Genomic DNA, 346 nt, shown 5'->3' on the forward strand with positions numbered 1-346 from the left:
GCATACAGAACGTCGCCATCAGCCCGCGTTATGATTGGTCGATTCAAGGCGCCAACTTCTATGCCGCGCTTGCCGAAGGGCTGAACAAATTCGAGGATACGTTTCCGCCGATCGTATGTCGCATCAGAATTATGCGCTTGCGTCTTCCGTAATATTTTCTTCATCAGCATAAATTTCACAATCAGAGCCGGTGATTATGCCCGAATTTGTTTGAAAGATAGCTGATCACATGGGCAAACGGAACTCGGGCTGGAATTTCACGCTATGATCTACATCGCCTAAGCGAACGCAACCGGCAACTCGCTGACCTGCGTTGTGTAGCGCGGCGTGCGCATCTCGAACTTCG

Annotated in this window: 1 protein-coding gene; it reads right to left on the minus strand. The window is 50.6% G+C overall.

Annotated elements, in window-relative coordinates; translation table 11 throughout:
- Positions 1 to 278 precede the first annotated feature (278 nt).
- Positions 279 to 346, minus strand: a 68-nt coding sequence (locus KZZ06_RS22825) for a DUF4113 domain-containing protein (RefSeq protein WP_219581779.1), incomplete at its 5' end; no start/stop codon positions are given.

It is taken from the genome of Sulfitobacter sp. CW3 (genome assembly GCF_019392245.1).
Lineage (GTDB): Bacteria > Pseudomonadota > Alphaproteobacteria > Rhodobacterales > Rhodobacteraceae > Sulfitobacter.